At 58.0% G+C, this 25,828-nt stretch carries 30 protein-coding genes, 1 pseudogene and 1 riboswitch; of the genes and pseudogenes, 9 read left to right on the forward strand and 22 right to left on the reverse strand.

Annotated features, from left to right (window positions below; all coding sequences use genetic code 11):
• Nucleotides 1-34: 34 nt before the first annotated feature.
• The 4 genes and pseudogenes from B8783_RS07745 to B8783_RS07760 form a co-directional block, all read right to left on the reverse strand.
• Nucleotides 35-732: pseudogene (locus B8783_RS07745) on the reverse strand (DJ-1/PfpI family protein).
• A gap of 23 nt (nucleotides 733-755) precedes the next feature.
• A riboswitch (ZMP/ZTP riboswitch) is annotated at nucleotides 756-836 on the reverse strand.
• A gap of 30 nt (nucleotides 837-866) precedes the next feature.
• Entirely contained in the window at nucleotides 867-1,211 is a 345-nt protein-coding gene (locus tag B8783_RS07750) for a hypothetical protein (protein WP_139792292.1), read from the reverse strand.
• A 62-nt stretch (nucleotides 1,212-1,273) separates the two neighbouring features.
• Complete coding sequence (locus B8783_RS07755) at nucleotides 1,274-2,170, reverse strand: DUF1499 domain-containing protein (RefSeq protein WP_084419618.1); 897 nt, start codon at nucleotides 2,168-2,170, stop codon at nucleotides 1,274-1,276.
• A 104-nt stretch (nucleotides 2,171-2,274) separates the two neighbouring features.
• On the reverse strand, nucleotides 2,275-3,900 hold the full coding sequence (locus B8783_RS07760; RefSeq protein WP_084419619.1) for a long-chain-fatty-acid--CoA ligase: 1,626 nt from the start codon (nucleotides 3,898-3,900) through the stop codon (nucleotides 2,275-2,277).
• 150 nt (nucleotides 3,901-4,050) lie between these two features.
• Between B8783_RS07760 and B8783_RS07765 the strand changes: the two genes are divergently transcribed.
• The 4 genes from B8783_RS07765 (at nucleotide 4,051) to B8783_RS07780 (ending at nucleotide 7,040) form a co-directional block, all read left to right on the forward strand.
• A complete protein-coding gene (locus B8783_RS07765; RefSeq protein ID WP_084421971.1) occupies nucleotides 4,051-4,983 on the forward strand; it encodes a glycerophosphodiester phosphodiesterase family protein in 933 nt (310 codons plus the stop codon).
• A 321-nt stretch (nucleotides 4,984-5,304) separates the two neighbouring features.
• On the forward strand, nucleotides 5,305-5,502 hold the full coding sequence (locus tag B8783_RS07770; protein WP_084419620.1) for a hypothetical protein: 198 nt from the start codon (nucleotides 5,305-5,307) through the stop codon (nucleotides 5,500-5,502).
• On the forward strand, nucleotides 5,502-6,374 hold the full coding sequence (locus tag B8783_RS07775; RefSeq protein WP_084419621.1) for a fatty acid desaturase: 873 nt from the start codon (nucleotides 5,502-5,504) through the stop codon (nucleotides 6,372-6,374). Before B8783_RS07770 ends, B8783_RS07775 begins: the two co-directional genes overlap by 1 nt.
• Nucleotides 6,375-6,590: 216 nt before the next feature.
• Entirely contained in the window at nucleotides 6,591-7,040 is a 450-nt protein-coding gene (locus B8783_RS07780) for a glyoxalase superfamily protein (RefSeq protein ID WP_084421973.1), read from the forward strand.
• 24 nt (nucleotides 7,041-7,064) lie between these two features.
• On the opposite strand, the gene pdxH is transcribed toward B8783_RS07780, so the two are convergent.
• Both pdxH and B8783_RS07790 read right to left on the reverse strand, forming a co-directional pair.
• Nucleotides 7,065-7,736, reverse strand: a complete 672-nt coding sequence (gene pdxH / locus B8783_RS07785) for a pyridoxamine 5'-phosphate oxidase (protein ID WP_084419622.1) — start codon at nucleotides 7,734-7,736, stop codon at nucleotides 7,065-7,067.
• 39 nt (nucleotides 7,737-7,775) lie between these two features.
• A complete protein-coding gene (locus B8783_RS07790) occupies nucleotides 7,776-8,531 on the reverse strand; it encodes an SDR family NAD(P)-dependent oxidoreductase (RefSeq protein ID WP_169711737.1) in 756 nt (251 codons plus the stop codon).
• 238 nt (nucleotides 8,532-8,769) lie between these two features.
• Here B8783_RS07790 and B8783_RS07795 point away from each other — a divergent pair, with 238 nt between their 5' ends.
• On the forward strand, nucleotides 8,770-9,753 hold the full coding sequence (locus tag B8783_RS07795; RefSeq protein ID WP_084421975.1) for a malate dehydrogenase: 984 nt from the start codon (nucleotides 8,770-8,772) through the stop codon (nucleotides 9,751-9,753).
• A 27-nt stretch (nucleotides 9,754-9,780) separates the two neighbouring features.
• Entirely contained in the window at nucleotides 9,781-10,881 is a 1,101-nt protein-coding gene (gene aroC / locus B8783_RS07800) for a chorismate synthase (protein WP_084419624.1), read from the forward strand.
• On the opposite strand, the gene B8783_RS07805 is transcribed toward aroC, so the two are convergent.
• The 10 genes from B8783_RS07805 to B8783_RS07850 form a co-directional block, all read right to left on the reverse strand.
• Complete coding sequence (locus B8783_RS07805) at nucleotides 10,878-11,129, reverse strand: hypothetical protein (RefSeq protein WP_084419625.1); 252 nt, start codon at nucleotides 11,127-11,129, stop codon at nucleotides 10,878-10,880. The two genes, aroC and B8783_RS07805, sit on opposite strands and share 4 nt — an antisense overlap.
• A gap of 3 nt (nucleotides 11,130-11,132) precedes the next feature.
• Nucleotides 11,133-11,402 carry a hypothetical protein gene (locus tag B8783_RS07810; RefSeq protein ID WP_139792294.1) on the reverse strand — a complete coding sequence of 90 codons (270 nt, stop codon included), beginning with the start codon at nucleotides 11,400-11,402 and terminating at the stop codon, nucleotides 11,133-11,135.
• Nucleotides 11,399-11,872 carry a GNAT family N-acetyltransferase gene (locus B8783_RS07815; RefSeq protein ID WP_084419627.1) on the reverse strand — a complete coding sequence of 158 codons (474 nt, stop codon included), beginning with the start codon at nucleotides 11,870-11,872 and terminating at the stop codon, nucleotides 11,399-11,401. Before B8783_RS07815 ends, B8783_RS07810 begins: the two co-directional genes overlap by 4 nt.
• A gap of 44 nt (nucleotides 11,873-11,916) precedes the next feature.
• Complete coding sequence (locus B8783_RS07820; protein WP_169711738.1) at nucleotides 11,917-13,500, reverse strand: carboxylesterase/lipase family protein; 1,584 nt, start codon at nucleotides 13,498-13,500, stop codon at nucleotides 11,917-11,919.
• 40 nt (nucleotides 13,501-13,540) lie between these two features.
• Nucleotides 13,541-15,154, reverse strand: a complete 1,614-nt coding sequence (locus tag B8783_RS07825) for a carboxylesterase/lipase family protein (protein ID WP_139792296.1) — start codon at nucleotides 15,152-15,154, stop codon at nucleotides 13,541-13,543.
• Between the two features lie 116 nt (nucleotides 15,155-15,270).
• Nucleotides 15,271-16,086 (reverse strand): ferredoxin--NADP reductase, encoded by an 816-nt coding sequence (locus B8783_RS07830; RefSeq protein WP_084419630.1) that lies wholly within the window; start codon nucleotides 16,084-16,086, stop codon nucleotides 15,271-15,273.
• Between the two features lie 149 nt (nucleotides 16,087-16,235).
• Nucleotides 16,236-16,790, reverse strand: a complete 555-nt coding sequence (locus B8783_RS07835; protein WP_084419631.1) for a rhodanese-like domain-containing protein — start codon at nucleotides 16,788-16,790, stop codon at nucleotides 16,236-16,238.
• Nucleotides 16,791-16,944: 154 nt separating this feature from the next.
• Nucleotides 16,945-17,307 carry a PRC-barrel domain-containing protein gene (locus B8783_RS07840; RefSeq protein ID WP_084419632.1) on the reverse strand — a complete coding sequence of 121 codons (363 nt, stop codon included), beginning with the start codon at nucleotides 17,305-17,307 and terminating at the stop codon, nucleotides 16,945-16,947.
• An 81-nt stretch (nucleotides 17,308-17,388) separates the two neighbouring features.
• Complete coding sequence (locus B8783_RS07845) at nucleotides 17,389-17,979, reverse strand: thymidine kinase (RefSeq protein WP_084419633.1); 591 nt, start codon at nucleotides 17,977-17,979, stop codon at nucleotides 17,389-17,391.
• Nucleotides 17,980-18,070: 91 nt separating this feature from the next.
• Complete coding sequence (locus tag B8783_RS07850) at nucleotides 18,071-18,427, reverse strand: DUF1491 family protein (RefSeq protein WP_233355714.1); 357 nt, start codon at nucleotides 18,425-18,427, stop codon at nucleotides 18,071-18,073.
• An 83-nt stretch (nucleotides 18,428-18,510) separates the two neighbouring features.
• On the opposite strand from B8783_RS07850, the gene B8783_RS07855 reads away from it, so the two are divergent.
• Nucleotides 18,511-18,756 carry a hypothetical protein gene (locus B8783_RS07855; RefSeq protein ID WP_084419634.1) on the forward strand — a complete coding sequence of 82 codons (246 nt, stop codon included), beginning with the start codon at nucleotides 18,511-18,513 and terminating at the stop codon, nucleotides 18,754-18,756.
• 15 nt (nucleotides 18,757-18,771) lie between these two features.
• On the opposite strand, the gene B8783_RS07860 is transcribed toward B8783_RS07855, so the two are convergent.
• Nucleotides 18,772-20,427: a sensor histidine kinase gene (locus B8783_RS07860; RefSeq protein ID WP_084419635.1), complete on the reverse strand. Its 1,656-nt coding sequence runs from the start codon at nucleotides 20,425-20,427 to the stop codon at nucleotides 18,772-18,774.
• A gap of 115 nt (nucleotides 20,428-20,542) precedes the next feature.
• On the opposite strand from B8783_RS07860, the gene B8783_RS07865 reads away from it, so the two are divergent.
• Both B8783_RS07865 and B8783_RS07870 read left to right on the forward strand, forming a co-directional pair.
• On the forward strand, nucleotides 20,543-21,571 hold the full coding sequence (locus B8783_RS07865; protein ID WP_139792297.1) for a hypothetical protein: 1,029 nt from the start codon (nucleotides 20,543-20,545) through the stop codon (nucleotides 21,569-21,571).
• 86 nt (nucleotides 21,572-21,657) lie between these two features.
• Nucleotides 21,658-22,077: a SufE family protein gene (locus tag B8783_RS07870; RefSeq protein WP_084421979.1), complete on the forward strand. Its 420-nt coding sequence runs from the start codon at nucleotides 21,658-21,660 to the stop codon at nucleotides 22,075-22,077.
• Here the strand turns inward: B8783_RS07870 and B8783_RS07875 are convergent.
• The 5 genes from B8783_RS07875 to B8783_RS07895 form a co-directional block, all read right to left on the reverse strand.
• Nucleotides 22,074-22,436, reverse strand: coding sequence for a helix-turn-helix domain-containing protein (locus B8783_RS07875; protein ID WP_084419637.1), 363 nt, complete (start codon nucleotides 22,434-22,436; stop codon nucleotides 22,074-22,076). The two genes, B8783_RS07870 and B8783_RS07875, sit on opposite strands and share 4 nt — an antisense overlap.
• Nucleotides 22,437-22,626: 190 nt before the next feature.
• Nucleotides 22,627-23,478 (reverse strand): hypothetical protein, encoded by an 852-nt coding sequence (locus B8783_RS07880; protein ID WP_139792298.1) that lies wholly within the window; start codon nucleotides 23,476-23,478, stop codon nucleotides 22,627-22,629.
• A gap of 165 nt (nucleotides 23,479-23,643) precedes the next feature.
• Nucleotides 23,644-24,648 carry an IS1595 family transposase gene (locus B8783_RS07885; RefSeq protein ID WP_139792299.1) on the reverse strand — a complete coding sequence of 335 codons (1,005 nt, stop codon included), beginning with the start codon at nucleotides 24,646-24,648 and terminating at the stop codon, nucleotides 23,644-23,646.
• 100 nt (nucleotides 24,649-24,748) lie between these two features.
• Nucleotides 24,749-25,243 carry a PAS domain-containing protein gene (locus B8783_RS07890; RefSeq protein ID WP_084419639.1) on the reverse strand — a complete coding sequence of 165 codons (495 nt, stop codon included), beginning with the start codon at nucleotides 25,241-25,243 and terminating at the stop codon, nucleotides 24,749-24,751.
• Between the two features lie 167 nt (nucleotides 25,244-25,410).
• Complete coding sequence (locus tag B8783_RS07895; protein WP_084421983.1) at nucleotides 25,411-25,782, reverse strand: MucR family transcriptional regulator; 372 nt, start codon at nucleotides 25,780-25,782, stop codon at nucleotides 25,411-25,413.
• Between the last annotated feature and the right edge of the window lie 46 nt (nucleotides 25,783-25,828).

Consider the following 25,828-nt stretch of genomic DNA (forward strand, 5'->3'; position numbering starts at 1 on the left):
GAAGTCGAAGGACGAGGCCGTCTGGCAGCTCGCTCTAGAAGCCCAGCCCCTTTGCAATCGCTCTCACCTTTTCGACACGGCCGGGCGCGGCCTTGTTCACCAGGGACCAATAGCGCTCGAGCGTCGCAGGATCGGCCTTGTCCGGCGTGCCACTGTCGAAGGGCGGATGCGGATCGTATTCGATAGATAGCTGGATGAATTTGGCGTGGTCCTCACCGCGGATGCGGGCGGCAAGTGCCAGCGCGAAATCAATGCCGGACGTTACACCGCCTCCGGTCAGCCGGTTGCGATCAAGTACCACGCGCTGGCGAACAGGCACCGCGCCGAAGAAGGCGAGCTGCTCATGCGAGGCCCACAGTGCGTCGTCGCCTCATAGCCTTTGAGCAGCCCTGCCGCGCCGAGCACGAGTGACCCGGTACAGACGCTGGTGACCCAGTCTGCCTTGCCTGCGATCTGGCGCACCCAGGCGAGCGATGCTTCATCCTGCATGACGTCCACCGTGCCGAAGCCGCCCGGGACACAGAGAATATCGGCCTCCATGACGTCTTCGAATGTCGCGGTCGGCAGCAGTGAAAAGCCAGCATCCGTCGGGACGGGCTCTATCGTCTTTGCGACGAGGTGGACGGTTGTATTGCCAAGCCGCGAAAGGACTTGCGCCGGGCCTGTCAGGTCCAGCTGGGTCACATTCGGGAAGAGAAGAAAGGCAACGGAGATTGGCGAAAGCTCGGGCATGGGGCGCCCTCCTTCAGGTCAGAGGTTGATGCCCAGACGCCCGGCGTGTCATCGCCGCGCTCCCCGGTGTTGATCCACCTGATGCGTCAGTTACGCGGCATCCTTATGTTATGCGAATACCAACCCCTAGTCGATCAGTAATCGATCTTCTTTGGCTTGCAAAAGACCTGGAAGATAGCACCAAGCGTCGCGCCGACCAGGACAAGCACCGGTAAGATAAGCAAATATACAATTCCGTTGAGGGCAGACAGGCTTGCCGGCTCGGTCAGGCCAAGTATTGGTCCACGGACATAGAGCGCGGCCACGGCATTCGTGAGCAGGAACCCGGCCGACACGATAGACGCAACCCCGGCAGCAGCCAGAATCGAACGCTGCCTCGGACTGGATGCTGCAAGCAACACCAAAATCAAAGAAGTCATCAGAAACGCGAAGTCGCCTACGGGTCTACTGATAAGGAAGGCGCCAAGTCCTGCCATCATGACGAGCAACGCCATCGAGACAATAACCAGATACCTTTGAGGCCATGCGCGCGACGCGAGAATCAAGGCTCGCGACGACCGTTCGCTCGATCTTCCAACTCATCCATGAAGGATGAGACGCGGCGGGCATTGGCACCAAGGTCGGAAAGACCCACACGGCTGATCGAACGCATGTCGACACGCGTTGCACCGTCAACGGCGCGTATACGCACAGCGACATCGTCCTTGAAGCCGAACCATCCTGTCGTTGCTGTCGCTTCCATCATGGTGCTCTCAACATCCTGCCCGGTGGCAGGAGGCGAAAAGATCGTCCAGCCTTGATGCTCTGCCAGCTGCAGCGCGAGGGCGGCAATCTCGCCGGGGGACTGATCAAAATAGACGGGTTCAATCGGCCGGTCATAGGCGGGTGGGACGGTCTCGCCATCGACAACGCGTTCGGCTTCTGCCTCTTCCTGCACTTCGGAGACCAGACGGCCGCCCATGCCGGGCCATCGGGCATCGGCACCCTCTGCAATGACAGGCGCCTCCTCCACAGGATTGGTCGCGTCGTCGCTCTTGCGTTGCGCAAGCAGCGACTCAGAGAAACGGATCGGGTCAGACCAGTCGGTCTGGATGTCATGGATTGGCGGCAGTGAACCGGCCTGCGCCTTGAAGCCAATCAGACGGAACCCAATCATTAGCGCAATCAACAAGGCAGCGAGCGCGAGAATAACCGGTTGAACACGTGGTGACTTGATCATGCCAATAATCAACGCAATGACTGAAAGGCCGAGCGCGAACCCCGTAATCAATGGCCCCCAGGCGAGCGTCATCTTGCCGAGCCCGAACGGCCAGCCCCAAAGCCCGAATTTGGCCCCGAGGGCTGCAATAGCAAACCAGGCGACGGCAAAGATCGAAACAGCAAGGGCCACACCGGCAACGGTCAGCCGCCAGCCTGCTGACTGGGCGCGTTCACTCATGGGAATCCTCCGAAAACTGGTTGCCTCTAGCGAGGAAGCCTTATCGTCTTCTCATCGTTCCGCAAGGGGAAAGCACCGCCTTCCCCTTGCGTCACTTTTCGAGGTCATGCTGTTGGAAGCTTGTAATCCTTGAACATTTTACGAAGAGCAAGTTTGTTGATCTTGCCGGTCGCGCCAAGTGGAATCTCGTCAACGAATTGCACGTCGTCCGGCGTCCACCATTTGGCGATTTTGCCTTCGAGCTGTTTGAGGACGTCTTCCTTGCTCGGCGACTGGCCTTCGGCAGGCTGGACGATCAGCAAGGGACGCTCGTCCCATTTCGGGTGATAGATGCCGATCGCCGCAGCATTCGCGACTTGCGGATGTCCGACAGCGAAATTCTCGATATCGATCGACGAAATCCATTCCCCGCCGGACTTGATGACGTCCTTGGCACGGTCTGTGATCTGCATGGTTGAGTGCTCATCGAGCGTCGCGACGTCGCCCGTATCAAAAAAGCCGTCATCATCGAGGACTTTTCCGCCATCGCCCTTGAAATAGGCCTTGGAGATGGCCGGACCTCTGCAGACCAGCCGGCCAGAGGTTTCGCCGTCGCGCGGCAACTCTTTGCCGTCATCGTCCACAATCTTGAGCTCGACGCCGAATGGCGGGCGGCCTTGCTTCAGCTTGTAAGCAATCTTCTCTTCATGCGAGGCGTCCGCCAGGGCGGGCGGTATCGCCCCGAGCGTGCCCATTGGAGAGAGCTCCGTCATGCCCCAGGCGTGGAAAACTTCAACGCCGTAATTCTCTTCAAACGCGCGCAGGATCCGCTCTGGAACGGCAGAGCCACCGATCACGACTTTGCGCAGGTGCGGAAGCTTGAGATTGTTCTCTTCCAGATAGGTGAGCAGCATCAGCCAGACGGTTGGAACAGCCGCTGTGATCGTCACCTTTTCCTTGTCGAGCAATTCGTAGATCGCCGCGCCGGACATGTCAGCGCCAGGCATGACCATCTTGGCGCCGGTCGCCGGACAGGCAAAGGCTAGCCCCCAGGCATTGGCGTGGAACATCGGAACAACCGGAAGCAGCACATCATTCGCGCCCATACCGATTGTGTCGACACCCATGGTGATGAAGGTGTGCAGCACGTTGGAGCGGTGCGAGTAGAGCACGCCCTTCGGATTGCCTGTCGTGCCTGACGTGTAGCAAAGGCCGCAAGCGGTCTGCTCGTCGAAATTGCCCCATTCAACGTCTGTCGAACGCCCGTCAATCCAGGTCTCGAAAGAGACGGCGCCGAGCGAGTTCTCGGGCATGTTGGCTTCGTCGGTCAGGATGATGAACTTCTCAATCGTCTCAAGCTGAGGCTTCGCGGCCTCTACGAGCGGAAGGAAGGTTGTGTCGAAAATCAGGATGCGGTCTTCGGCATGGTTCGCGATCCATGCAATCTGGTCCGGGTGAAGGCGCGGATTTACCGTGTGCAGGACGGCGCCGATCCCCATCGTGCCGAACCAGGCTTCCATATGGCGCGCGGTATTCCAGGCCAGAGTCGCGACGCGGTCGCCCTGCTTGATGCCTTCTGCGAGAAGCGCCGAAGAGACCATTTTCGACCGCTCACGGATGGTGCGGTAAGTCGTTCGGACAATATCGCCTTCTACATTGCGGGTTACGACTTCGCGGTCGCCGTGATTATTAGCCGCATGGTCGATTACCTTATCGACTGTCAGTTGCCAGTCTTGCATCAAGCCTTGCATAATATTCCTCCTCGATATCATCCAGCGCGGTTTCCGCTGCGTTCGGTATCTTCTATGACCCGATGCCAGCAACAGCAAGCAAGCGAAAGCCTTCACGACATGATTTGTCTTAAAAGCCTCATTATTCCAGTCCTTGGCGCTGGTTTCCTGATGTCCTGCACTCCCTCCAAGCCTGCCACCCCAGACGCGGCAGCCCCCAAGCAGGACGCGCCTGCTTCAGAGGCGAACGAAGTATCGCAAACGTCATTTGATCTACCCGCTGTCTTTGATTGCGTGCGCGAGAGCGGCGGCCTGTTGATTGCAACCCATCGCGGTGGCCCGGCGCCCGGCTATCCGGAGAATGCGATCGAGACCCTTCAACACGCCTATGATGAGGGCTTCCGGGTGATGGAGATCGACGTCGCTGAATCGCGTGATGGCAGCTTGTTCCTGATGCATGACCGCTCCCTGGGGCGCACGACGACAGGCGGCGGCGCAGTCGCTGATACCGATTGGTCCGAAATCTCGCGCCTGAAGCTGGTTGATGATGATGGCAAGGTGACAAGCTTTGCCCCGCCCCGCCTTTCGGAAACGCTCGACTGGGCCGTGCGCACAGGCGCGATCCTGGAGCTGGACCGAAAACCAACGACAAGCTACCGCAACATCATAGATGCCGTCCGCGAGGCCGGTGCCGAACAGAACGTTCTGATCATCACCTATAATGATGACGAGGCCCTTCAGGTCGCAAGGCTGGCGCCAGACCTCATGATGACGGCTGGCATTGGCAGCCGCGAACACGAAGCCGAGCTGCTGGCTGGCGGTGTAGACGAAACACGACTGGTGGCATGGACAGGCACAAACCGTCCAAACCCTGGCAAATGGCGAGGCCTTGGCCGCAGCGGTATTGAAAGCGCTTTCGGGACGCTGGGACGCAAGGGAGAACGGCTCGACGACGTCTACTGGCAGGATGGAGACCCATCCGAATTTGTAGACCTGATCGATGGTGGACTGACCATGTTGGCCACAGACGTGCCTTATCGCCTCAAGGCAGCCGGCGGCGAAATCGGAGAAGCCATGTCGACCGCAAACCGCTGCCTGGACTAGGCAAAGGCTGCGGTTTTAGCCGTTTATGACACAAAACAGTGACAGACGGTCGCAGATTTCCCGCCTAGCGAGAAATTTGAGCGCTGTATATTTCGCACAAAATGCGATCAATACGCCTATACATGATACATAATCGCTCAGAACGGCCGAATGCCTCGCCAAATGGCCTTCAAAGCATTTTTCTATTTTTAATGGTAAAATTTCTTACTTTTGGAAAGAGATTATTCATATCCTCGCGGCATATATAGGGCCAAGATTTTTACGGACAGGTAGAAAATCAAAGTATCCCGGTTGATAAGTCCAGTGGAGGGGGACGAAATCATGATGACCAAGGCTATTCGCTACGTCTATCTACTTGGTCCGCTTGTTTTCGCGATCGGATTTCTGACCCCGCTTTTCTCCCAACTCATCACCGCAAGCGACTGGACCCCGCCATTCGGCCTGAGCCCACTTGAAGCCGGGTTTTTCGGCGCGCTGGTCCTGGGCATCCCCGCTCAATTGAGAGGACGGTGGATCTAATGTCAGCACGCGATTTCGACAGCTTGAACGTCACAGAGCTCGCCCGCATGGAGCGCGATATTGCCCGCAAGCATATCGGACATTTCCCGTGGCTCTCGGTTATCGGCGGTCTTTTGAATGTCGCCATCTGGCTGGCGCTCTGGCCGCTGGTCTTTACAGGGATCATGCCGGTCTGGCTCGGACTGATTATCGCGACGATCAACGCTATCGCTGGCTATCTGCCGTCTCATGAAGCCCAGCATGACATTATCGGGCGTCCGGGTTCAAAGCTGCACTGGTTGAATGAACTGGTCGGCCACCTGTCGACGCTTCCGCTAGCCCTGCCCTATCGACTGGCCAAGGTCACGCATCGCCAGCATCACCTCTATACAAACGATCCAAAGCGCGACCCCGACTATGACTCGCGCGCGAAAAACCTTCCGCATGCCGTCTGGCGCGCGATCCAGAACCGCCAGCCACGTGCCAGAGGTGGCTTCAACGCCTATGCCCGCACGCTTTTCAAGCTTGGCGAACGCAGTGCACTTATCGAGGCTTCGGTGTACAGAGTCTGCTGGTTCTTCATATTGTTTGGTCTTGCCTGGAGCGGCCACGCGATCGAAGCGGCCGCGCTCTGGTGGTTGCCGCATCACATCGGTTACACCTATCTGCAGGTCTATCTCAGCTGGGCGCCGCATCACCCCGCAGAAGAAACCTCCCGCTATCGTCAGACGCGCAGTTTCAAGGCAGCGGTGGGGAATTTTCTTTCACTGGGCATGCAGTACCACATTATACATCACCTGCATCCGCGCATTCCTTACTACCGCACGGCGCGGGCCTATTGGGAGATGAAACCCATCCTCAAGGCGCGCGGCGCGAACGTGGATAGCCTGTAAGAGATCTGCCAATATATTGACGTTCGGCGAGGTTCGGCCTATCAGCCCGCGCAGGTTGAGACGCCTGCCGTTCGCAAGACGTGTTGTCTGAAGGTGAAGATCTCCGGGGCCCATACGCCCTGCCCAATTGAAGCTGACCTTTCCATCACGGACCGGAAAAGCGGCAATGCGAACACCCGTATGATTTCCCGGTCCTGATATGTGAAAGACGAATCAGTGCCTCACACAATTACGACACGCGCCCACGCCAAGGCCCGCGCCCGGGAATTGCGCGCCGACGCATCAAGTCGCGGCGAAAGCCTCAGTCATTCCAAAGCCCTCGAAGCGGTTGCCAGAGAGCTTGGCTACAGGGACTGGAACACCGCTTCTGCCCGACTTTCCAACCAGCCGGACGTCCCCTTGCAGATCGGCGAAAGGGTCTCAGGCCGCTATTTGAAACAGCCCTTCGAAGGGCGCGTTCATGGCGTCAGGGAACTCGCCGGCGGAATGGGTTATGAAGTGGAGCTTCACTTCGATACCCCGGTCGACGTGGTCGAGTTCGAAAGCTTTTCAGGCCTGCGTCAGCGGGTCCGGGCGATGATCTCTGAAGACGGCGTCTCCTGGACCAAAACCAGCGACGGTGTCCCGCATCTGGTCGTGGTCCGCGAGAATGCGGGCATTATCTGATCCGGCGCGGCCGGGCGGCGTTTCTCAGGGATAAAGCCGCTCGGCCGACCAGCCATCTTCAGTTCGGACAAATTTCAGCCGGTCATGCATACGGAAGGCCTGGTCCTGCCAGAACTCGATGCTTTCGGGCACAAGCCGGTAGCCGCCCCAGTTTTCAGGACGAGGCACATCATCTGTGCCTTCATATTGGGCCTGAAGCGCCTTGATGCGGTCCTCGAATGTCTCACGCGACGGCAAAGGCTGCGACTGCTTTGACGCGATCGCGCCGATCCGGCTGTCCTTGGCGCGGGAGGCAAAATAGACGTCTGCCGCCTCATCAGGCACAGGCAAAATCGCGCCGCGAAAGCGCACCTGACGGCGCATGGATTTCCAGTGAAAGCACACGGCCGCGACCGGGTTATCAGACAGCTGATGGCCTTTGGCGCTCTTAAAATTAGTGAAGAAGGTCAACCCGTCAGCGCTGATCGCCTTGAGCAGAACAATTCGCACATCCGGCAGCCCCGACGCATCAACCGTCGCGAGCGACATGGCGTTGGAGTCGTTTAACTCATGCTCGCGGGCGGCCGCCATCCAGTCCTGAAAGAGACTGATCGGATCTGACGCATCCGGAATAAGCGGCTTTCCGTGGCTGTCAGTCACATAATCCGCCGCGCTTGGGGTTGGCGGGATGACGCTAGGCGTTTGTTGGTCTGTCATGGTTACACTTCTACAAATTCACACTCAGAAAAAACAAGATCAGGCAATCATGCCCCCATCAACGCGTAGGACCTGCCCGGTGACATAATTCGCCTTGTCGGACGCCAGAAAGGCGACCGCATCGGCGATGTTCTGCGCACTGCCCCACCGGCCCTCGAGCGGGATGAGCTTTGCCATGCGTGACATGGTCTTCTCGCGGTCGAGACCTGCATCAAAGGCTGTCTTCCACATGCCATCATCAATGACGCCCGGCGCAATCGCGTTCACCCGCACACCAGACCGGCCAAGGTCAATCGACATGTTGCGGGTCATGGAATTCACGGCGCCCTTGGAGGCGGCATAGGCAATCTGCCCGATACTGCCCGAAAAGGCTGAAATCGAGGAGATGTTCACCACATTGCCCCGGCGCGATTTCAGGCTGTCTGAAAGCGCATTGGTGAGAAGGATCAGATTTCGGACATTGACGCTCAGCGTCAGGTCCAGCCCGTCCTCGGTCACCTCGCCAGCTGGCTCACGATTGCTGACCCCGGCATTATTGACGAGGATATCCACCGGGCCGAGCTGTTCGACGATGGCCTCGGCGGTCGGTTTCCAGCCATCGGACGACGCGAGGTCAGCGCGGATCACCACCGGATCATTCGGCAAAGACTTGGCGAGTTTCTCAAGCGCATCGGCGCTGCGGGCCACCAGACAAACGCGCGCGCCGCCTTCGGCGAGCGTTCTGGCAATCGCTTCGCCAATCCCGCGGCTGGCACCCGTTACAACAGCATTTTTGCCTGAGAAATCGTAAGTCATCATTGCCCTCCAGAGCTTCTGTTCTTGCTGTCAGCGTATGCTGATTGGCGCTCTTGGCAACAGCGTCAATGAGGCCATACGTCCACCACGCCCATTGAATTGCCGGTTGAGGCAAGCGTCCCTGTCCGCCCCGGCATGAGAACATTACGGCCTCAGCGTCGCACCCGCTTGCCCTCACGCTTCAAATTCGCCATTGATGCGCGCAAACAACACCGCAATTCGCACGAAGGACATTCCAATGAAAAAGCCAGTCAAAGTTGCCGTTACCGGAGCCGCCGGTCAGATCGGATATGCACTTCTGTTCCGTATCGCCGCCGGCGACATGCTTGGGCCGGACCAGCCGGTCGATCTTCACCTGCTGGAAATCACCCCGGCGCTCGGCGCACTGAACGGCGTGGTAATGGAGCTGAATGACTGCGCCTTCCCGCTGCTGAACAATATCGTCGCCACCGATGACCCGAATGTCGCGTTCAAGGATGCCGACTTCTGCCTGCTCGTCGGCGCCATGCCACGCAAGCAAGGCATGGAGCGCAAGGACCTTCTATCGGCCAATGGCTCGATCTTTGGCCCACAAGGCAAGGCGATCAACGATCACGCCTCGCGCGATGTGAAAGTTCTCGTGGTTGGCAACCCGGCCAACACGAACGCACTGATCGCTCAGCAGGCCGCACCGGACCTCGACCCGAATTGCTTCACCGCGATGGTCCGTCTCGACCATAACCGCGCGATGAGCCAGCTGGCTGAGAAGACCGGCACGCACAATACCGACATCAAGAAGATGACGATCTGGGGCAACCACTCGGCAACCCAATATCCAGACCTGCATCACGCGACGGTCAAAGGCGAGGCTGCGCTCTCCAAGGTCGACATGGACTGGTATGACGGCACCTTCATTCCTGAAGTGCAGCAGCGCGGCGCAGCGATCATCAAGGCACGTGGCGCGTCGTCTGCGGCATCCGCCGCTTCGGCTGCGATCGACCATATGCGCAGCTGGGCGCTCGGCACTGAAGATGGTGACTGGGTCTCCATGGGCATTCCGGCCGACGGCTCCTACGGCATCGAGCCGGGCGTCATCTACGGTTATCCGGTGACCTGTAAGGACGGCAAATACACCATCGTCCAGGGCCTCGAGATCAATGAGTTCTCGCGCGCCAAGATGGATGCCACCGAGAAAGAACTGCGCGAAGAGCGCGAAGCGGTAAAGGATCTGCTGGGCTCGTAAGAGACCGGCAGACCCGATTGGGCAGCCATGTCGCACAATAGCTTCGGCCACCTCTTCCGCGTGACAACCTGGGGCGAAAGCCACGGGAAAGCGCTTGGCTGTGTGGTCGACGGCTGCCCGCCGGGATTGGCGCTGGATGAAGCGTTCGTGCAGGATTTCCTCGACAAGCGGAAGCCCGGCACGAGCCGTTTCGTCACCCAGCGCAAGGAGCCGGACCAGGTCAAAATCCTGTCCGGCGTCTTCGAGGATGACCGCACGGCCCAGCAGTATGGGGGTCAGGTCACAACAGGTACGCCAATCTCGATGATGATCGAGAATGTCGACCAGCGCTCGAAGGATTATTCTGAAATCCGCGACCGCTATAGGCCCGGCCATGCCGACTATGCCTATGACCAGAAATATGGCGTGCGCGACTATCGCGGCGGCGGGCGCTCTTCAGCCCGCGAGACCGCCGCGAGGGTTGCCGCAGGCGCTGTCGCGCGGCGCGTGATTGGCGATGGCATCACCATTCGCGGCGCCGTTGTGCAAATCGGGCCGCATGCGATTGACCGCGATGCGTGGGACTGGGCCGAGACGGGCAACAATCCGTTCTGGTGCCCTGATGCCAAGGCCGCCAAACAGTGGGAAGACTTCCTGGACGAGACGAGAAAGGCCGGGTCCAGCACGGGCGCCATCGTTGAAATTCACGCCTCTGGCGTGCCTGCCGGATGGGGCGCGCCGATCTATGGCAAGCTCGACGGCGAGCTTGCCACTGCGATGATGAGCATCAATGCCGCCAAAGGCGTCGAGATCGGTGCAGGCTTCGCCGCCGCCGCCTTCTCCGGCGAGCAGAACGCCGACGAGATGCGCATGGGCAATGATGGCGTGCGCTTCCTGTCGAACAATAATGGCGGCGTTGCAGGCGGTATCTCGACCGGTCAGGACGTGGTCGTGCGGGTCGCGATCAAACCGACTTCATCGATCCTGTCCGTGACCCAATCTGTGACGCGCGACGGCGACGAGGTGGATGTGCGCACTAAGGGCCGCCACGATCCCTGCGTTGGCATAAGGGCTGTTCCCGTTGCTGAAGCGATGATGGCCTGCGTGCTGGCAGACGCGAAACTGCGCCATCGCGGGCAGATGGGCTAGCGCTCGGCTGCGCGATAGCAAAGCACGCCAATCACAAGTCCAGTCAGGCAAATCCCTATCCCTGTGCCCGTTTTCCCGAACACCGAGATCAGGCTGACGACGCCATCGTACACAGCGTCCCCTCGCAAACTGTCCGCCTTGGCATTCAGCGGGTCACCGAACAGGACCACCAGTCCCAATCCGATGATGGTCGCGCTGACCACGATGGCGATAAACTTCAGAAAAAACGTATAGCTTTGCCACCCCATGGCTCAGGCCTTTCTCGAAGCGTACCACCAGAGGCCGCCGCCGATCAGGATGCCGACAACGATCATGGCAATTCCGCCGCCCGGATCGCCAAACGCTTCGCGCAGCCAGCGAAGGGCGCGGGCGAAGCGAGCCATTCTTGTGTGGCTGCCTGCATCATCAGGTTCGCCGACAAGCGCAACAATTCCGACAAGAACGAATAGTCCGCCGATCATAACGCCCCGACGCTTCATCTGCTTTGCGCTGCGGGGGCCGGGACGAATCCGAAATTTCAAAGCGTCAGCACCATCTGGACGTCGCACCGGCTATACGGCGTTTGGTGGTACTCTCCGCAGGCAAGTTCCTGGAACCCGTGCGCACGATAAATCCCAAGCGCTTCGACCAGTTTCGAATTCGATTCCAGCCAGATCTGTTTGGCGTTCATCTCTTTTGCGGCAGCAATGGCCGCCGCCAACAATGCCTTGCCGATGCCCTGGCCCCTGAGGTCGCTTCGCGCGCTCATCTTGACCAGTTCGAGCGAACCTGGCGTCGCCCCTGCGATAAGCCCAACCGTGCCGACCGGCTCGCCGTCAATATGAGCGATCAGGACGCGACCGCCTTTGTCGATGATATTTGTCTGAGGATCATCAAGCTGGGCCAGATCAGATGGCTCGACAGAGAACAATGACTCAATCCAGGCCAAATTCAGCGCTTTGAAAGCGGGCCCATCAGCTGATGTGAAGTCCTGAACGGAAACTGGCGGCATGACGTGACTCCCCTTGCCGCCAGAATAAGTTCATTCCACGCAGATCAGTCAAGCGATGACAGAACCGCCGCTTCACCTTCAAAGTAATAGGTGCCGACTTCAGGCTCGAGCGAGAAGCGCATATAGGCACGGCTCTCCTCATCATAGGCCGGCCAATATGGCAGACCGCGTGCGTTTGGATTGCCATGGCGGGCAAAGCTGATCCAGGCTTCTGCCATCTTGTCCGCGAGCGGCTGGGCCGGCTCGACACTGCCGATCATCGACAGCGAATTGGCAAGATTGTCGAAGGTGAAGCCAAGCTCCATGGCATGCGGCGCGCCGAGCCATCCGCCCATGACAGGTGTGTCCCAGTCAAACAGGTAGACATAGATCGGTGCCCCGCCTTGGGCGGCCTTGCGCTCTGCCTGAGCCTTGGACCCACGCGTGAAGGAGAGATCGGACAGGATCGTGACATAGAGCTCTTTCGGCGTCTGGTCCGGGAAGATTTCACGGTAGCCATCAACCAGTGTCTGCGCCTGTTCAGGCGTGCGGCCAGATGACAGGCGTTTGACCGCGCCCTCAAAGGTCAGCGCATCCATCGCGGCCTTGTCGGCAACGACGTAGAGCGAGCGTTCATCATCATTCGTGCCGACAAGCATCGGCACATTCAGCGCCGTGGCCGGAGCGTCGGGGCTGAACGGGTGACGTGGCAGCGAGCGATTGTCCAGCACAGGCCGGAAGGCGACGCCAGCGGCGAGGCCCTTGCTGACAGCACCGGTGACATCTTCGACCGGAATGGCTTTGAGGGCTGCAATCGGGTCTTCGCTGTCAATGCCAAGCGCCTTGATGAAGTTGTTGGTGTCTTCAATCGCGTCTTCCAGCGTCACCGCTTCGGTCAGCGATCCGCTTTGTACGATAGCGCGGTCAAAGAGGCCTTCAGCCGATGGCATGGCGAGAAGCGTGCTGACTTTCGCGCCGCCGCCGGACTCACCGAAAATGGTGACGTTCTCGGGGTCGCCGCCAAAATTCTCGATATTGTCGCGCACCCATTCCAGCGCCATCACCATATCGAGATTGCCGATATTGCCGCTATCTGGATAGGCATCGCCGCCCGGCAGGTCACCGAGATAGAGATAGCCCATCATGTTGAGGCGGTGGTTGATCGTGACGACCACGACATCTCCGCGATTGGCGAGGCGCGTGCCCTCATAGACCGTGCTTGAGCCATTGCCGTTGATGAAGCCGCCGCCATGGAGCCACACCATGACCGGCCGTTTGCGATCATCGAGGCCCGGCGTCCAGACGTTGAGGCCCAGCATATCTTCGCTTTGCTTGGGGTCTGGATCAGGCTGCCAGCTCGCAAAAAGCGGGCTGCCGCGGACCATTTGCGGTGTGCTGTCGGGATATTCGACGGAAACGCGGACATCGTCCCATGGGGCCGGTTCTTCGGCCGGCAGGAAACGGGTGTCTGCGGTGTCCGCGCCATAGGGGATGCCGCGAAAGACGTTGATGCCGTCTTCCATTTCACCGCTCACCTGGCCGTATTCGGTGTCGGCTATCGGCCCATCCTGTGCCATTGCCAGCGGGGCCGCCAACACCATAAAGGCGAGGCCGGCCAACGCGCGGCGCGGGCTTTTCAGTAAGGTCATGTGTTCCTCCATCCGGGTCTGTTCGAGCAGACCCTGTTGATTATTCGGCTTCCAGAATGGCGCGCTCACGCGCGAAATATCCGGTTTCGACCTTCGATTCGGTGTTGATACGCATGACCGGAGAGGTTTCCGCGTTGTAGGCGGGCCAATGCGGCAGGCCGCGCGCATTCGGGTCACCGAAGCGGGCAAAGCTGATCCAGGCTTCACTCATCTGATCCGCGACAGGCTGCGCCGCTGCCGGATCACCCACCATGCTCTCGGAGTTCTCCAGCGTGTCGAACGCGAACGGGATTTCCAGCGCGTGCGGGGTTTTCAGTCTGCCGCCAGCAACCGGGGTTTGCCAGTCAAAGAGGTAGAGCCAGACCGGCGCGCCGCCCTGCTCCGACTTGCGAAGCGCCTGAAGCACGGCGTTGTGGCCATAGCGGAAATCCGAAACGATCGTGAAGAGAAGCTCTGTCGGTGTCTGATCAGGGAAGATCTCGCGGTAACCTGCGACGAGCTCAGGGGTCGCTTGACCACCGCGCCCATAGGCGGACGCGAGTGCCGGGATACCGTCAAAATCAACAGTCCAGACACGTTTGTCAGCAAAGAGGAAGATCGAGGCTTCGTCATCATTATTGCCGATCAGCATCGGCACATCCATCGCAGATGCCGGCGCGGCCGGGTCCCATGGATGGGCCGTCATGTGCACGCCATCGAGCACAGGCCCAAAGAAAAGCCGGCCATCCTTGAGCGCCGCCTCAAAGGCTTCTGGCTCAATCTCATCAAGCTTGTCGAGTTCGTCCGGCTTGAGGCCAAGACGGTCGAGATACTCAATTGAGTCCTTGGTGGCCTGCTCAGCGGTGCGGATGCGCATATGCGAGCCGCTCTGGACGATCGCGCGGTCAATCAGACCTTCAGCTTCCGGCATGGCGAGAAGCGTGGAGACCTTACGGCCCCCACCGGACTCACCAAAAATCGTTACGTTTTCTGGGTTTCCGCCAAACTCTTCGATATTGTCACGCACCCATTCGAGCGCCATGATCATGTCGAGATTGCCGATATTGCCACTGTCTGGATAGGCCTCGCCGCCTTCGAGTTCCGCCAGATAGAGATAGCCCATCGCATTGAGGCGATGATTGATCGTGACGACAACCACATCCCCGCGATTGGCAAGGTTCACACCTTCATAGGCCGTGCTGGAGCCGTTGCCATTTTCGAAGCCGCCGCCATGCAGCCAGACCATGACCGGCCGCTTGTGGTCATCAAGTCCGGGCGTCCAGACATTCAGGCCGAGCGCGTTTTCGCTGTGCGCCGGGACCGGATCAGGCTGCCAGCTCGCGAACAGCGCGGTGCCGGTGGCGACCTGTAGCGTGGAGTCAGGATAGCTCGTCGCCTCGCGAACTTCGGTCCAGGCCTCGGGCTTGTCGGCCTTTTTGAACCGGGTTGTGCGCGTGTCGGCGCCATAAGGAATGCCGAGGAAGACGTTCACGCCTTCTTCGACTGCGCCGCGCACCGGGCCATAGGCCGTTTGGGCGACCGGACGCTCAATAGCGACCTCGGCGGCCTGTTCCGACTCGCCAGCCTGCTGCGCCATCGCTACTGGTGCGGTTATCGCAAGACATACCAGCGCGGATGACGCCAGGATTTTCCGGGTAAGACTTTTATAAAACAATGCACTCTCCCTTTGCGGCGAGCACGATCCGGCTATTCATTCAGCCGAACGTACTTCCCTTTTGAGGAGAGCTTACTTTACATGGTGTTAGCTGACTAGCGTCAAAATTTCAAAATCTAGCCAACAAACGCTTTTTCGATGACGAACTCCGCCGGGGCCGCGTTGGAGCCTTCCTTGAGGCCTGCGTCCAGCATCAGCTGCTTCAGCTCAAGCGTCATGGGCATGGAGCCACAGATCATGGCCCGGTCGACCAGCGGATTGAGCGGTGGGACGCCGAGATCTTCGAACAGTTTTCCAGAGCGGATAAGGTCCGTCGGCCGGCCCGTCCGCTCGTAAGGCTGGCGCGTGCAGGTCGCGTAGAGACGAAGCTTGCCGCGCGCCATTTCACCAAGGAACTCATGGTTCAGCGTGTCTTCAATGATCTGGCGTGAATAGGTCAGCTCATCGACATCCCGGCAGGTGTGCGTGACGATCACTTCCTCGAACTTTTCATAGGTCTCCGGATCGCGAACGATACTGGCGAATGGCGCAAAACCCGTCCCCGTGGAGAAGCAGTAGAGCCGCTTTCCAGGCACCAGCGCGTCATGCACGAGCGTGCCGACGGGCTTTTTGCCCAGAAGCACCTTGTCACCCGGCTTGATCATCTGCAGCCTGGACGTCAGCGGGCCGTCCTGAACCTTGATGGAATAGAATTCGAGCTCCTCATCCCAGGATGGGGACGCAACCGAATAGGCGCGAAGCAAGGGTTTGCCGTCTTCCTTCCTCAGGCCGATCATGATGAATTCGCCAGAGCGGAAACGGAAAGTGGACGGCCGCGTCAGGCGGAATTTGAACAGCCGATCCGTGTAATGCTCGACAGACAGCACCGTTTCTTCTGTTGGGGCATTCGGGTTCACGCGCGCTGGCGCTTTTTCGCTACTGGCAGTGGTCATGTCTAATCAGTCCCGCTCGATTTGCTCGTCGTGGCGTCAGATGACCGCGCACCACGTCTTCTGCAAGGCCGCAAATCATCGCATTAGCAGAACTAAAGAAGCAACAGGCGCGGCAAATGACGCCGCACCCGCCTGTTTCGCGTGCCCCTTTAGAACGAGAGCGCCGGTTGAGCGCGTGTCCAGTTGAGGTCCTCATGCGAGGTCTCAACGACGTCAGCAAGTTCATACACGTTGCGATATCCGTAGCCATAGAGGTTGATGAAGGTTGGAATATTCAACGCGAGCGGTGACCGCTTGAGGAGAACCGGCTCGACATCATCCGAAAAATTATTGTTGCAATAGATGAGGATCCGCGTGTCGCGCGAGGGAATAAGGTCCGCCAGACGTTCGTCAGAGAAATCTGAAAAGCTGAGATGGACCGCGCCATCGATATGGCCCTGCCGATAGGCGCTTTCGCTGCGGGCATCGAGGATGATCGTGTCCGGCTGGGTCGCCATCTCGCTGAAGTCTTCGAGGCTGACAAGACGGGCCGCGCGAACACCGCGAACCTCGTCGCTGACGTTCAGAAAGCCGTCATAGTCGATTTGCGACGACGGTCTTTCAGCGCCCTCGCCCACCTGAGCACTGGCCGTAGCCAGCAATCCAGTTGCCACGAACGCTATGAGCGTTGTGAGGCTAATCAGAGTATTTCGTCGTGCGCCCATAGCCGGTCTCCTTCTCTGGCCACGGAGAGAAAATCGTCTTCAAATCGGGCCGGATTGGGGTGGCGATCAGGTCTTTAAAAGAAAATGGCTCCACAAACGGCCATAATTGCCGCCTGTGGAGCCATAAACTCAAGTATTCGGGACGGGTAAGCGCCTACCAGTAGCGCTCGACCTTGTAGTAATCGAAGGCGGCTTCGCGCGCGGTCTTTCCGTCATCCTTGCTGAGCTCATGGATGGAGTCAGCCGGTGCTTTTTCAAGCTGTTCCTTGGTGTAAGGCACAACGTAACCGCCCTGATCTTTTTCATAATCCAGCGATGCCCATGGGATCGGGTGATACTTCTCACCCATGCCAAGGAAGCCGCCGAAGCCGACAACGGCAAACATGATATTGTTGTGCATCTTGTCGAGCATCACGTCCTCAATCTCGCCGATCTTGTCGCCGGAAGTGGAGTAAACGTCGGTACCGATGACGCGGGAGCCTCGAATAGCGGTGGTGTGACCTTGTGGAGTTGGCATTGAACAGTCCTTTCTGTGTTCGTCTTGATCGCGTTCTTGCGGTCATGTGAGATCAACAGTCGGGCCCGTCAGGCGTTCCAATCAGGGCACGTGAAACCCGGTTACATCTTCCCAATGTTTGCGGCAGAGCGAGACATAATGCGCCTTGTCGGTATCGACCTGATCGCCCTGCGTCAGCGCGCGCCCCGATTCATCCAGACGCGCCGTCATCGTTGCCTTGCTACCGCAGTGGCAGATTGTGCGAACCTCGCGCAGCTGATCGGCAATTGCGAGCAATTCGGACGAGCCCGGAAAGAGCTTGCCCTGAAAATCAGTTCGAAGCCCGAAACACATCACCGGGCAGCCGAGGTGGTCTGCGACGCGCGAGAGCTGCCAGACCTGCGTCGGCGTCAAAAACTGGGCCTCATCGACAAATACCGCGTCGAGCCGTTCCATCGTCATGTGCGCAGCGATCACCTCAAATATATCGACATCGTCCACATAGAGATGGGCATCCGCCTCAAGGCCAATGCGGGAGGTGATACATCCGGTGTTGCCTTCATGCTTGCGATAGTGGCCGGACGTCCACAGCATCACCTTCATGCCGCGCTCACGGTAGTTGTGGGCCGACTGCAAGAGCATCGTCGATTTGCCGGCATTCATCGCCGAATAGGTGAAATAGAGTTTTGCCATCAGCCTGTCCTGATCGTGCGTTGCCTTGCCTAAGATCGACAGCTATCGCGCCAACGAGGTTCAAAGCCAAGCCAGTCGGCCTGTCCGTATATCATTCTTCGGGACTTTCCACATCTTCGGTCAGAAAATGGCGGCCTTCACGGTCCTCAATTTCGAGGACCCATAAATCGCTATCGCGTGACCTGGCGCGCTGCACATAGGCATCGACGTCCGACTCAAGCTCTCCGACACCCTGCAACCGGACATCGGAAAAGATGCGCTCGCCATCCATATCGGTTCGAGGCACATAGGCCCGCGCGCCGCCCGACAGGTCCGAGACCTTGATAAGCACATCGCCGCGATCATGATCGCCTTTTTGCAAGACAAAGCAGGATGAGCCTTGGACCTGCACCCGGCGGATCAATGCATCCACCCAGAGCCAGCTGGGAAGGCGTGCTTCAGGCATCATGGGAAATTCCTTTCCGGCGGCATGGCGCTTGCAGCGCCCGTCCCGTCTTAACACATCGATAACCAGTACGACCGGTGCCCATCATGTCTTTTCTAACCGCCTTCCTTGTCAAAGCGTCTACTGCTGTCGCTGCGCGCACCGAACCGGTCGTAAACAGCCTGTCGGCCGGTGGAAAGGATGTGTTGAGCGAGCGCATGCAGAACGCGATTCTCGCAGGCAATTTTCCGGTGCAGACGGCATTCGTTGTTGTCGGATGCCTGCTGATCAGTGGTTTTGTGCTTCTCGTCCGCGAAACGCATATCGAGAACAAGCGTCGGCAACACCCGTAAGGTCTCCCGAGGCCTCTACTCCGCGGCGTCCTCAACCCCAGCTAGCTGATCCGACGATGCCTTAGGCAGCACGACGCGTACGCGGGTGCCCTGCCCCGGGGCCGTGTCGATGATAACCTTTCCCTTCATCTGGTCCGCGAACGATTTCACAACCGCCAGACCCAATCCTGTGCCGGCGCGGCCCTTGGCGTTCTTGCCTTGCTGAAACGGCTTTGCGACCCGGTCGAGATCGGCCTCATCCATGCCTGCGCCTTCATCGCGAACCGACAGCGCGACAGAACGCTCACCGGTACGTGCATCGATGACCACCGTCTTGCCTGGCTCCGAATATTTGATCGCGTTGGACAAGAGGTTTTGCCAGATCTGACGAACGGCCCGCGCATCGGCCACGGCCCAGACTTCGCCTTTCGCGAGCTGGCGGATGGCGACGCCAGCGCGTGAGGCATGTCCCGAAAGCTGCGCAATCACGGACTCGCCGCTGGCCACCAGATCAACCGGCTCAAGATCGAGGCGCGAATGTCCCGTTTCTGCCTTGGCGTAATCCAGTATGTCCTCAACGACGAGCAGCAGATCCTGCCCGCTATCATGAATAAGCTGTGTGTATTCCTTATACGGGTCCGCTAAGGGCCCGCGCAGTTCGGCGCGCATCAGGTCTGAAAAGCCAAGGATGGCGTTGAGTGGCGTCTTCAGCTCGTGCCCAAGGCCAGCAAAGAAGGCGGTGCGCTGGACCAGTGCCTCTTCGGCCTGAACAGCGCGCGATTCCGCGTCACGGACCATGATGTCCGTCGCGCCATGAATGAGCATTGAGTCGTCGATGGGGCTGAGAAAGACGCGTGTACCAAGATCATGATGATCCACAGTGAAGGCAATCCCGGCATCACCAAGCGCAGGCTGGGTGAATTGTCCGCCCGTCTCTAGGCCAGCAGCGATATCCTTTTGTGCATCCTGCGGAAAACTGGCGAGAAATGACTGACCGGTCTTCGGCTGGATGCCGCCTGGTGGAACACCGGAAGCAGACCGGATCACGCCATCATGCGCGACATCGACAATCATGACCGGATCAACCGGGACGTCACTGTCGGTCGCAGGAACAATAATGTCGCTGGCCAGCTCAGATGTTTTAGCCGGCTCTTCAATAGGCGAAGACTTGCCCAGCAGTGCGGCGGCCAGGAGCGGCAATAGAACGAGCCCGGCAAGCGCCTGATACCCCACCGCAATTGTGAGCGCACCCGCCCCCGGAAGCCCGGTAAAAAAGGTCGCGACCAAGGCCGCGCCAACCGCGCCCAGCAGCGAGAAGACAGCTGTTTCGACCGCGCGCGCCCGCCAACCAAAAAGCAGGGCGACAATGGGCGGATACACGGCCAGGACGAGCGCTGGCGACGATACCCCACCCGACAGTGCGATGAACAGCATGCCCATCAAATTCCACGGCAGTACGGCAATCAGGGTCTGTCGGCTCTGCGGCCAGTCTTTACCCCGGCGCTTCACAATGAGCGAGCAGATCGCCGGCGCAGCTGACAGAACACCGACCAGGATCGACACGGCGAGCGGCTGACCGGTTGCGATTGTGACAACCGCCACGATCAGCGTCAGAACCAGCCATATCGATAAGGTGAGCACGAGCATGTTCTGCGCAACGCTATTAACAGCCCGGTGAGATTTATTAGTCATTTTGATCCTGGCCGAAGATTAAAAAGTCAGTGTGAACGGACTTCGAACCTAGGATACCGATTGAATTTGCGGAAAGATAGGCCACAGTGAAGTCTTCAATGCGAGGGACGGAATAATGACTTTTATGAAAGTGTGCGCAGCCATGCTAGGCGCAACGGCGGTCGCATTCTCGGCTGGCGCTCAAAGCGAATCGACCAGCGATTCCCCGGCCACGTCAACGACGACAACCTACTCTGCACCTGATGCAATTTCGTCCGCTGCAGCCATTTACGCAAACTTTCATGATCACGTCACAGACCTGAAACAAAACGATTTTTCCAACGCGGATGAGATACAGGAAGCGCTCTCGGCGCTCGGCACGCAGAATTCAGATCAACTCGCCCGCGGCTGGGTCGCCTATTCCGCGCTTGTGGCCTCGCAAGATCCTGAATTCCGTGCCGCTGTCCGTGACATTGAGGGCTTCTATGGGCCCGACACTGTCGCGCAGGGTTTGCAGAACAATGTGCGTTTTGCCCGCTCACTTAACGGTGGAAATTCGGCCGTGCGCGCAGCGCTGAGCGCAACTGAAGCTGATTCGATTCGTCTCAAATCAACCGCAGAGATTGTGAAGGAACAGGCCTACTCCCTACAGGCGTCCAGCTGGGCCAAAGGGAAAATGGGCAATTCCGGCGCCGTCGCAACGCGCCTTCGTGCGGATTCACTTGTGACCCGTCCCCCGCGGTCAGACCTCGCCACGACATTCTCAGCGCCAAATATAGACAATGTGCTCGCAACCGCCGGCAAAAGCGGTCAATCGTCTTTCTGGGACAAGCTGGGAGGCGCTTCACGCTCGGTGATCAACCTGCCTACCATCACATCCCCTTTCAGCCGCTCGAGCGAGAAAAAGCTCGCTTACGGCAAAGAGCCGGTCGCAGACCAGATCGCAACGCTGGCGGCGTATCGCATCATCGGCAATGACGGCCTTCACGTCACCCCTGCCCCGACAACCATGAGCGACAGCGAGACGGCAGCCTGCCTGAATATGGCGCAATTGAACCTGCAGCAGTGTATCGCGGCGACCCACCAGCATTTCGAAGTCCCGTTCTGCATTGGCGAGCATGCTCTGGCTGATGTTGGTCGTTGCATCAGCAAGGTCAGCCAGTAAGGTCAAATCACTTTCAATCTCCTCACCCCGGACTTCGTTGTGAAGCCGGGGTTTTCTTTTGCCCGCCGAACCCCCAGATGCCAGTCATGACCGTACAAGACCGCGCAACAGACATCGCTGGCGAATTCGAGTTTCTCGACGATTGGGAAACGCGTTACGCCCACATCATTGACCTTGGTAAAGCGAACCCGCCGCTGGACGCTTCGGAACGAACCGAACAGACGCGTGTGCGTGGCTGCGCGTCGCAAGTGTGGATGGTGATTGAAGAGGAACCGGGCGACGCGCTGAAGATCCGGGCCGAGTCCGACGCCATGATCGTGTCGGGCCTCATCGCCATTCTGATCCGTCTGTTCTCCGGCGCGCCGCGCGAAGAAATCCTGGCCTTCGATGCACCTGCCTTCCTTGATGAGATTGGCGTCAAAGGCACCCTGTCAGCCCAGCGCTCCAACGGCCTGGCGTCCATGCTGGAATGCATCAGGACCGTTGCTGGCGCAGGCAACGCCTAGGGGTTGATCGCCGAGCTGCGAGGCGGACGGCCAAGCAGGCCTGATACATTTTTCAATTGTGATTCAAGACCATCCAGCCATTCATCCACGTCTGGATCATCACGGTAATCTTCAATCTTGTGGCATCCATGCGCCACGGTTGAACGATCGCGGCCCATTGCATCTGCAACGCGGGCCAAGCTCATGCCAAGGCCAACATGCGACAGGTACATCGCCACCTGCCGGGCGCGGACAATACGATGATCGCGCTGGGTCGCTGCCAATATATCCTCTGCCGGGATCTGCAATGAATAGCCCGTCAGCCCAACGGCCAGACGCACGCTATGCTCGTCCCGCATCCTGTTTTCGAATGTTCTCATTATCCATCTCCCGTTTCTGATGTCGCAACTTTAGGACAACAGGACGGGTGTAGGATATTTTTCCTAATTATATACCTGACAAAGCAATCGCCGATTCGCTTTTCGGGTATCTGGAAGGATACCTATGATGGATAAGGAATTAGAGCATCAGCTGGTTCGACTGATTTCGGCTTGGGAAGATCATGGCGACTCAACGCTGGAATTTGCCAAGTTTCTTGCTCAGCTTGTTGACCGTCCAGAGGTCAAATCCAGCTTTCTCCAGTGTGAGCCGAGCCTCTTTCGGAAGTTTGTTCGCAACGGATTGCAGCATGAATTTCTGGGTAGCCTCGAAAGCCGATAAAGTTTTGTTGCGCGCTTCTAGAGAAGTGAGGCCCAATAATGGATTTGTTAGCTGCGGATCTGGCACATTGCCTTTGTTTATGCGAACGGGGTTTGTCATCTGGTGAAGAAGTTGACCTCTTCCTAGAGAAAACGGCAGAAAGCTGTATGCGATGATAAGTCGGTATTTCTTGAGGTTTATGAAGACCTGTCGAAACCTGGTGCTTCCGGCAACCTTCTTCGGGCCGTCTAGCGAAGTCACGAATACACCCAAAATGGGAGTGCAGGCTGGTGCTGCACAATAAGAGAGTTCGACAATCGTATCTCTGGCGTTTGCGTTGAGTAAATATCGATCATTCGAAAGTGGTGGACACGCCCGAATGAAGATCAATTGAAGTTTGTCGGTTTTGGGGCCAAGCGTTCTTAAGGATGTCTCGAAAGTCGTACCATTTTCGAGTTCAAGTGTTTGCTTGACCTCATTAAAATCTGCCTGCTTGCTTGGGTGAATTGAGTATCTTTGCTCTAAAATGCGAGTGTCTTCGTAGGGCGGATCATCGAAGTATTCTGCCGCGATAAGAATTATTCGGACGTCATCACCCTGATCCCGCACCTTGAGTATTTGACGAATATGCCCATCAATAGGCATGACTATTCTGGTAAGAGGCTTCTTTGCCATGACCCAACCAAGCGAACGTAAGTTCAACGACACCCTCAAACGGCTCATGGATTCAGATCCAAAGCCGCACGACGAAGTTAAAGACGAGGCCAAGTCTAAGCGTGAGTCTGAGCGACGACGCAAGATGGGTCCAATAGACCCCCTTAAGCGTCGTCGCCGCGATTTTTAATGTTCTGGCGCTTCCTGTAGCGCTTGAAGGCGCGCGCCTTCTGCTTAGGCGAGCGCGGCTTCACCAGTCCGCCGATAGGTCAGGCGCTTGCCTGCAACGGCCTTTAGGAGCTGGTTGTGGCGGTCTTCATCGTTCACGCCGAGCTTAGCGCGACGGTTATAACGGAAGTCAAACTCTGACAGGTAGCGGTGAAGATGGGCTTCGCCGCAGTGCTGGTAGACGCCAAGCATGCCGCGCTTAAAGACGGAGAACACGTTTTCAATCGTGTTGGTGTGGACCTCACCGCGCGCGTATTCTTTTGCGGAGTGGTTGACCGTCTTGTGGTCTGCGTACTCGGTGCCTGTCGTGGTGTAGAGGCGCGACTCGTCAGTGAACAGGCGAGACTTGCGGTCTGCATTGCGAACCAGAATGTCACGAACCTGAGCCTTGTTGGCGATACGGACGTGGAAAGAACGGACGCGACCGCCGCGCTCAACTAGGGACACAACGGGGCGCTTCTGGTTGCCACCTGACTTGATGAAAGGACGGCCTTCCTTGATGCGACGTGGGGAGACGTAAGGCACGTCACGCTTGCCGATATATGTTTCGTCGGCTTCGATAATCTTGCCCTCGCCACCGAGCGGGCCGGATGTGGAGTTGTCTTCCTTCATCGCTTCGCGGATGCGGTGGAACATGAACCATGCGGTCTTGTAGGTAACGCCAAGCATGCGGTGCAGTTGGTGGGCAGACATGCCCTTTTTGGACGAAGCCAGAAGATAGGTAGCGGCAAGCCACTTGTTCAGCGGCACTTTGGAGCGCTCGAACACGGTTTTAACGGTGACGGTGAACTGCTTGCGGCAACCGTTACACTGGTAGAGGCCTTTGCGTTCCTTGCCTTCTGGATGCGCAGTAGATGGACGCGCGCGGGCGCCTTTGATCGCGGTGACATGATCGTCGCCAACACAACCGCAATGCGGGCAAACCGCACCATCAGGCCAGCGCTGCGCCTCAAGATGTTCGCGCGCTGCGTCTTCGTCGGTGAAGATTGGATCTGTAAGCGAAATAGACATGACGTTTCTCCGTTGAGCCTTTATCGCTCCAAACGGGCTGCTTTGTCAAGTATATAATTAGGATATTTTTCCTATCTCAGGAAATCAATCCCCTTTGGGATCAGGCAGCAAGCTGCGGAAAGATGGGTGGAAAAAGGCTGGAAAACGGGCTGATGTGCTCGGTCTTCTGTTTGAGGAAGACATCATGACAGAGGATGAGACCAAGGCCATCTGTCCCGGGATCGAGCGGCAGACGAAGCCAGGCGTGACGGTCTTCTGACCGTTCGGTTACCCCGCCGGTAGCCGTCTGCTTTTTGATTGTGCGCTCCAGATCGCGCGACCAGAGCGATGAGACGTCGCCGCTCAAGCTGCTCAGGGATCGTCCGCGTGCATCGCCGCCAAGAAGCGGTTGAAGCCGCGTTCCGACCAGACGGAAACGGGCCTCGCCATCCAGGTCAACTTCAATGAGCGATATCGAGCCGAGATGCGCCCTCAGCTTCCCCGGATCAATGTCAGCACGCGTGGGAAGCGCGCCATTTCTGGCTGTAGACTTCCAGTAAGAAACAATATCGCGCTGTGCTGCGGTCAGTCCCTCAAAAACGGATCGACTCTTCATAGTCGGCCACCCCTTGCTGATTCGATAGAATCATAAGTGACCGAATTCGATTCGCGCGACAAGAGTCAATGCAAATAAAAATTAACCTAGATTTATAAAGTACTTCATTTCGATTTCGAAATGATTGTCTTTTTTAAGTAATGGGCGCGAACGCCTGACTACCGGCTCTACTTCTTGCCGGTACCCAGTCCCATTTCTTTTGCGAGCTTTGAGCGCTTACGCGCATAGCTTGGCGCGACCATCGGATAGTCGAATGGCAGGCCCCATTTTTCGCGATATTCTTCCGGCGTCATGTCGTATTTCGCGCGCAGGTGACGCTTGAGCGACTTGAACTTCTTGCCGTCTTCCAGACAGATCAGGAAATCGTCTGTGACCGACTTCTTTACAGGAATGGCCGGCTTGTGATCCGCGACAGGCTGGGTCTCGCCACTCAACCCTTGCAAGGTCGCGTGGACATTTCGGATCAGGCTGGACAGATCTGCGCTCGGAATGGGGTTATTGCTGACATAGGCAGCGACGATTTCTGTCGTCATTTCCATTGTCTCGATTGATGCGGTGTTTTCTTCCACGTTTGCGTCCACAGTC

The organism is Henriciella litoralis, assembly GCF_002088935.1.
GTDB classification, from domain to species: domain Bacteria; phylum Pseudomonadota; class Alphaproteobacteria; order Caulobacterales; family Hyphomonadaceae; genus Henriciella; species Henriciella litoralis.

Excerpts from the sequence above, each read along its gene's own strand:
- B8783_RS07880 (WP_139792298.1), bottom strand. The coding sequence starts at position 23,478 with ATGAGCCGTTTGAGGGTGTCGTTGAACTTACGTTCGCTTGGTTGGGTC.
- B8783_RS07870 (WP_084421979.1), top strand. The coding sequence starts at position 21,658 with ATGACCGTACAAGACCGCGCAACAGACATCGCTGGCGAATTCGAGTTT.
- B8783_RS07820 (WP_169711738.1), bottom strand. The coding sequence starts at position 13,500 with ATGACCTTACTGAAAAGCCCGCGCCGCGCGTTGGCCGGCCTCGCCTTT.
- B8783_RS07875 (WP_084419637.1), bottom strand. The coding sequence starts at position 22,436 with ATGAGAACATTCGAAAACAGGATGCGGGACGAGCATAGCGTGCGTCTG.
- B8783_RS07845 (WP_084419633.1), bottom strand. The coding sequence starts at position 17,979 with ATGGCAAAACTCTATTTCACCTATTCGGCGATGAATGCCGGCAAATCG.
- B8783_RS07755 (WP_084419618.1), bottom strand. The coding sequence starts at position 2,170 with ATGAGTGAACGCGCCCAGTCAGCAGGCTGGCGGCTGACCGTTGCCGGT.
- aroC (WP_084419624.1), top strand. The coding sequence starts at position 9,781 with ATGTCGCACAATAGCTTCGGCCACCTCTTCCGCGTGACAACCTGGGGC.
- B8783_RS07775 (WP_084419621.1), top strand. The coding sequence starts at position 5,502 with ATGTCAGCACGCGATTTCGACAGCTTGAACGTCACAGAGCTCGCCCGC.
- pdxH (WP_084419622.1), bottom strand. The coding sequence starts at position 7,736 with ATGACAGACCAACAAACGCCTAGCGTCATCCCGCCAACCCCAAGCGCG.
- B8783_RS07815 (WP_084419627.1), bottom strand. The coding sequence starts at position 11,872 with ATGCCGCCAGTTTCCGTTCAGGACTTCACATCAGCTGATGGGCCCGCT.
- B8783_RS07765 (WP_084421971.1), top strand. The coding sequence starts at position 4,051 with ATGTCCTGCACTCCCTCCAAGCCTGCCACCCCAGACGCGGCAGCCCCC.
- B8783_RS07760 (WP_084419619.1), bottom strand. The coding sequence starts at position 3,900 with ATGCAAGGCTTGATGCAAGACTGGCAACTGACAGTCGATAAGGTAATC.
- B8783_RS07805 (WP_084419625.1), bottom strand. The coding sequence starts at position 11,129 with ATGGGGTGGCAAAGCTATACGTTTTTTCTGAAGTTTATCGCCATCGTG.
- B8783_RS07750 (WP_139792292.1), bottom strand. The coding sequence starts at position 1,211 with ATGATGGCAGGACTTGGCGCCTTCCTTATCAGTAGACCCGTAGGCGAC.
- B8783_RS07790 (WP_169711737.1), bottom strand. The coding sequence starts at position 8,531 with ATGACTTACGATTTCTCAGGCAAAAATGCTGTTGTAACGGGTGCCAGC.
- B8783_RS07850 (WP_233355714.1), bottom strand. The coding sequence starts at position 18,427 with ATGATGCCTGAAGCACGCCTTCCCAGCTGGCTCTGGGTGGATGCATTG.
- B8783_RS07895 (WP_084421983.1), bottom strand. The coding sequence starts at position 25,782 with ATGGAAATGACGACAGAAATCGTCGCTGCCTATGTCAGCAATAACCCC.
- B8783_RS07890 (WP_084419639.1), bottom strand. The coding sequence starts at position 25,243 with ATGAAGAGTCGATCCGTTTTTGAGGGACTGACCGCAGCACAGCGCGAT.
- B8783_RS07835 (WP_084419631.1), bottom strand. The coding sequence starts at position 16,790 with ATGGGCGCACGACGAAATACTCTGATTAGCCTCACAACGCTCATAGCG.
- B8783_RS07865 (WP_139792297.1), top strand. The coding sequence starts at position 20,543 with ATGACTTTTATGAAAGTGTGCGCAGCCATGCTAGGCGCAACGGCGGTC.
- B8783_RS07770 (WP_084419620.1), top strand. The coding sequence starts at position 5,305 with ATGATGACCAAGGCTATTCGCTACGTCTATCTACTTGGTCCGCTTGTT.
- B8783_RS07840 (WP_084419632.1), bottom strand. The coding sequence starts at position 17,307 with ATGCCAACTCCACAAGGTCACACCACCGCTATTCGAGGCTCCCGCGTC.
- B8783_RS07795 (WP_084421975.1), top strand. The coding sequence starts at position 8,770 with ATGAAAAAGCCAGTCAAAGTTGCCGTTACCGGAGCCGCCGGTCAGATC.
- B8783_RS07885 (WP_139792299.1), bottom strand. The coding sequence starts at position 24,648 with ATGTCTATTTCGCTTACAGATCCAATCTTCACCGACGAAGACGCAGCG.
- B8783_RS07830 (WP_084419630.1), bottom strand. The coding sequence starts at position 16,086 with ATGACCACTGCCAGTAGCGAAAAAGCGCCAGCGCGCGTGAACCCGAAT.
- B8783_RS07860 (WP_084419635.1), bottom strand. The coding sequence starts at position 20,427 with ATGACTAATAAATCTCACCGGGCTGTTAATAGCGTTGCGCAGAACATG.
- B8783_RS07855 (WP_084419634.1), top strand. The coding sequence starts at position 18,511 with ATGTCTTTTCTAACCGCCTTCCTTGTCAAAGCGTCTACTGCTGTCGCT.